This window comes from uncultured Luteimonas sp. (assembly GCF_947492465.1).
Lineage (GTDB): Bacteria > Pseudomonadota > Gammaproteobacteria > Xanthomonadales > Xanthomonadaceae > Luteimonas.
The window spans coordinates 1-4,067 of record NZ_CANLNF010000020.1 but is presented as its reverse complement, the minus strand read 5'-3'; the positions used below and the strand labels follow the sequence as shown (position 1 = coordinate 4,067).

Genomic DNA, 4,067 nt, shown 5'->3' with positions numbered 1-4,067 from the left:
GTGCCCAAAGCGGCGCTTGCGCGGCCGCTTCCTACCCGCCAGACTCGCAAAAAAGGGCGGTTGAACTTCCTATACCCAACTGGGCGTGGACGCGGTCGGTTTCGTGTTCGCCGAAGGCAGTCCGCGCCGGGTCAGCGCGGCCGAGGCGCGGCAACTGCGCCTGGCGCTGGCGCCGATGGTCGGCGCGGTGGCGCTGTTCCGCGACAACACCGTGGCCGAGGTGCGTGAAGTGGTGCGCATGGTGCGACCGGCGTTGCTGCAGTTCCACGGCGACGAAGAGGATGCGTTCTGCAGCGCCTTCCGCATGCCCTGGCTGAAGGCGGTGCCGATGGGCGGGGGCGAGCGTTGGGATGCGGCCGCGCTGCAAGAGCGCTGGCCGAACGCCGACGGTTTCCTGTTCGACAGCCACGGCAAGGGCGCAGCCGGCGGTACCGGCCACACGTTCGACTGGAGCGCGATCCCCGGCGGACTGCACCGGCCGTTCGTGCTGGCCGGCGGGATCACGCCGGACAACGTGCACGACGCGATCCGCGCCACCTCGCCGTGGGCGGTGGACGTGGCCAGCGGGATCGAAGTCGCGCCGGGAGTCAAGGACGGCGAGAAGATGCGCCGCTTCGTGGCGGAAGTGCGACGTGCCGACGGTACCGGTCCCGATTGAACGGCGTTTTCCTTTACGCGCTGCGTGTGTCCCTGTAGTTTTCCCCCGTCCCTACGGATCCACCCATGAGCACTCCGGCCCGCACCCGCAAGGCCACCCCGGCCAGGAAGACCGCTGCGTCCAAGCCGGCGCCGCGCCGCAAGAGCCGTGCGGCGCCGCCGCCCGAACTCCTGTCCATCGACCTGGCCTTGCAGGGCGGCGGCTCGCACGGCGCCTTCACCTGGGGCGTGCTCGACCGCTTGCTGGAAGAGGAGTGGCTGCGGATCGATGGCGTGTCCGGTACTTCCGCAGGCGCGATGAACGCGGCCGTGCTGGTCGATGGCTTCGAACGTGGCAGTCGCCAGGGCGCGCGCGAGGCGCTGGCCCGGTTCTGGCGCGCGGTGTCCGACGCAGCGCGCTTCAGTCCGCTGCAGCGCGGGCCGCTGGACGTGCTGATGGGACGCTGGAGCCTGGAGGGCTCGCCGGCGTTCCTGGCCATGGACCTGGTGTCGCGGCTGTGGTCGCCCTACGACCTCAATCCGTTCGGCGTCAATCCGCTGCGCGACATCCTGGAGCGCTCACTCGATTTCGACGCGCTGTCGAAGTCGGACATCAAGCTGTTCATCACCGCCACCAACGTGCGTACCGGCCGCGGCAAGGTGTTCCGCAACGCCGAACTGAGCCCGGACGTGCTGCTGGCCTCGGCCTGCCTGCCGAACATGTTCCAGGCGGTGGAGGTGGACGGCGAGTACTACTGGGACGGCGGCTACTCCGGCAACCCGACCATGACCCCGCTGGTGCGCGACTGCAATTCGGACGACGTGATCCTGGTCGCGGTCAACCCGGTCGAGCGTCCCGACCGGCCGACCGGCGCGCGCGAGATCCTCAACCGGATCAACGAGATTTCCTTCAACGCCGGCCTGCTCAAGGAACTGCGCATGATCGCGCTGCTGCGCCAGGTGGCCGACGTGGGCAACTGCGAGGGCGCGCGCTGGGCGAGCAAGCGCATCCACCTGGTGCGCAACGACCTGGCCACCGTGCTGGATTCCTCGTCGAAGATGAGCGCCGAGTGGGCGTTCCTGGAGATGTTGCACAAGGAGGGGCGGCGCGTGGCCGAGTCCTTCCTGGCGCAGGACGGCGCCAACCTGGGCAAGCGCTCATCGATCGACCTGAACGTGCTGCTGGAAGGAGTGTGAGCATGGGACTGCTGGGCATGCTGGTCGGCCTCGGCCTGTTGATGTACCTGTCCTACCGGGGCTGGAGCGTGCTGCTGCTGGCGCCGGCCGCGGCGTTGGTGGTGGCGGCGTTCTCCGGCGAGCCGCTGCTGGCGCACTGGACCTTGACCTTCATGTCGGCCGCCGCCGGATTCATCTCCCAGTTCTTCCCGCTGTTCCTGCTCGGCGCGCTGTTCGGAAAGCTGATGGAGGACAGCGGCTCGGTCGAGGCCATCGCCGCGTTCATGACCGCCAAGCTCGGCACCCGGCGGGCGATGCTGGCGGTGGTGCTGTCCGGCGCGCTGGTGACCTACGGCGGGGTGAGCCTGTTCGTGGCGATCTTCGTGCTGGTGCCGATGGCCGCGGTGCTGTTCCGCGGCGCCGGCATCCCGCGTCGGCTGATGCCGCCGGCGCTGGCGCTGGGCACGATGACCTTCACCATGTCGGCCATGCCCGGCACGCCCTCGATCCAGAACGCGATCCCGATGCCGTTCTTCGGCACCACGCCGTTCGCCGCGCCCGGGCTGGGCCTGATCGCCTCGGCGATCATGCTGGCGTTCGGCCTGTGGTGGCTGGCCCGCGCCGAACGTCGCGCGCGGCTGGCGGGCGAAGGCTTCGGCGAGTTGGCCACGCCCGACGCCGGCATGGTGGCCGAGGACGAGATCGTGCGCGAACGCGCGGCGGTGGCGCAGCCCTTCGATCCGGCCGAGGCGGCGCATGGCGTCCAGGGCAGCGGCCTGCCGTCGGCGCTGGTTGCGTTCGCGCCGCTGGCGGTGGTGATCGGGGTGAACCTGCTGATGTCGCTGCTGATCCTGCCGCGGATGGACGTGTCCTACCTGCAGTACGCGCGCTTCGGCGAAACCTCGCTGTCCGAGGTGGCGGGCGTGTGGTCGGTGTCGGTGGCGCTGGCCGCGGCGATCGCCACCACCATCGCGCTGAACCTGCGCCGCTTCCCCTCGCTGCGTTCGAGCATGGACTCCGGCGCCAACGCCTCGGTGCTGCCGATCCTGGCGGTGGGCAGCCTGGTCGGTTTCGGCGCGGTGGTCGCGGCGATGCCGGCCTTCGAGATCGTGCGCGACTGGGTACTGGGCATCGGCGGCGGTCCGCTGGTGTCGCTGGCGGTGGCGACCAACATCCTCGCCGGCCTCACCGGCTCGGCGTCCGGCGGCCTGACCATCGCCCTGGATGCGCTGGGTCCGACTTTCATGGCCATCGCCTACGAGACCGGACTGTCGCCGGAGCTGATGCATCGGGTGGCGGTGATCGGCGCCGGCACCCTGGACAGCCTGCCGCACAACGGCGCGGTGGTGACTCTGCTGGCGGTGTGCGGCTGCACCCACCGCGACAGCTACGGCGACATCGCGGTGACCGCGGTGCTCGGCTCGATCGTGGCGCTGGTGGTGGTGATCGTGCTGGGGACGATGTTCGGGTCGTTCTGAGCGCACGTGCGCGGCGTGACGGCGCCGCCCGGCACGATGCTCAGGCGCGGCGCGGCTGGATCGAGGCCAGCTGCGCGTCGGCCAGTCCCAGCAGCAGGCGCCGCGTTTCGCGGCCGCCGCAGCGGAACGCCTGCAGCAGGCGTCGCTCGAGCGGGTCGTGGACCAGTTCGGCGTCGAGTGCCGGAATGTCGTCCGGATCCGCCTCCCAGGCCAGCGGGCCACGGCCGGTGGCCAGCCACTCGAAACGCACGCGGGTGACATGCGCCAGGCGGGCGCGCCGTGTTTCTCGAAGTGGGCGAGGATGGCGCGGATGGTTTTGGGTTCCTCGATGCTGGCGACGATCCGCACCGCGCCGCCGCAGTGGGCGCAGGTGGTGACGTCGATGGAAAAGACCCGCTTGAGCCGTTGCGCCCAGCTCATCGCACGGCGCTTCTGCTCGGGGCTGCGCGGCTCGTCGTGGGCGCTTGCGTCAACCGGCGCCGCATCGCCCGCAGGCCGCTTGCCGCGCCCCGATGGCGTCACCTGCGCGCGCAGGTTTGCATTCGGGGCGAATACGCCGTGGAAGCGGGTGAGATGCGCGCGAGTTGGCGGGACCAGTGCCGCCAGCTTGGCGATGAAGTCCACCGCATCCCATTCGACATGCGTGGTCCCATTTCGCCACGGCGTCGTGAGCTGATACCGCACCCTACCCTGCGGTGAGATCGACAGCCGCTGCTCGCTGATCGCCGGGCGCGTGATGTAGCGGCACAGCTTTTCGAGCTTGTGGCTTTCGTGTGC

The 4,067-nt window shown here is 70.1% G+C and carries 3 protein-coding genes and 2 pseudogenes; 3 read left to right on the top strand and 2 right to left on the bottom strand.

Annotation, left to right across the window (positions count from 1 at the left end):
* Positions 1-73 precede the first annotated feature (73 nt).
* From Q0863_RS18355 to Q0863_RS18345, 3 genes and pseudogenes are all read left to right on the top strand, one after another.
* Positions 74-658, top strand: a pseudogene (locus Q0863_RS18355) (phosphoribosylanthranilate isomerase); the annotation flags it as partial.
* Between the two features lie 65 nt (positions 659-723).
* The gene (locus tag Q0863_RS18350; RefSeq protein WP_019186276.1) at positions 724-1,833 is read left to right on the top strand and encodes a patatin-like phospholipase family protein; all 1,110 of its coding nucleotides are present in this window, start codon (positions 724-726) and stop codon (positions 1,831-1,833) included.
* A gap of 2 nt (positions 1,834-1,835) precedes the next feature.
* The gene (locus Q0863_RS18345) at positions 1,836-3,290 is read left to right on the top strand and encodes a GntP family permease (protein ID WP_019186275.1); all 1,455 of its coding nucleotides are present in this window, start codon (positions 1,836-1,838) and stop codon (positions 3,288-3,290) included.
* A 40-nt stretch (positions 3,291-3,330) separates the two neighbouring features.
* On the opposite strand, the gene Q0863_RS18340 is transcribed toward Q0863_RS18345, so the two are convergent.
* Both Q0863_RS18340 and Q0863_RS18335 read right to left on the bottom strand, forming a co-directional pair.
* Entirely contained in the window at positions 3,331-3,540 is a 210-nt protein-coding gene (locus Q0863_RS18340) for a hypothetical protein (RefSeq protein ID WP_019186274.1), read from the bottom strand.
* 23 nt (positions 3,541-3,563) lie between these two features.
* Positions 3,564-4,067, bottom strand: a pseudogene (locus Q0863_RS18335) (transposase); the annotation flags it as partial.